Source organism: Solihabitans fulvus (assembly GCF_008386585.1).
In the GTDB taxonomy this organism is placed as follows: domain Bacteria; phylum Actinomycetota; class Actinomycetes; order Mycobacteriales; family Pseudonocardiaceae; genus Solihabitans; species Solihabitans fulvus.
Map to the genome: position 1 here is coordinate 1 of NZ_VUOB01000097.1, position 388 is coordinate 388.

Consider the following 388-nt stretch of genomic DNA (forward strand, 5'->3'; position numbering starts at 1 on the left):
ACTGACCAGCATGAACGCTAAGGGGTTGCAGATAATTAACACGCCGATTTGATCTTGGCGATGAGGTCGGGCAGCGGGACGGGCAGGGTGACCGGCTCGATCGTCGTGCCGTGCTCGGCGAGGAGCTGACGGGTCTCGGTGATCGCGCGACGGATGGTGCTGCGGCTGCATCCGAACACGATCCCCACCGTGTCCTCAGGCAAGGACAGTCGCATGTGGAGGACAGTGGCCAGGACTTGATCGGGAAACGACAAGCGTGGTGGCCGACCCGATCGAGGCTCGTGCGGGCGAAGTCCTTGTTCTGCTCGGTGTTGCTGGTGTTGGCGATGGCGGGCCTGGATTCGTGAGGCCCGTAGGGCGTCCAGCGCCGTGGTCAGCGTGTCCAGGT

Annotated in this window: 1 protein-coding gene; it reads right to left on the reverse strand. The window is 63.7% G+C overall.

Annotated elements, in window-relative coordinates:
* Positions 1–35: 35 nt before the first annotated feature.
* A partial coding sequence (locus tag F0L68_RS45590) for a helix-turn-helix domain-containing protein (RefSeq protein WP_438672353.1) occupies positions 36–388 on the reverse strand: 353 nt, incomplete at its 5' end.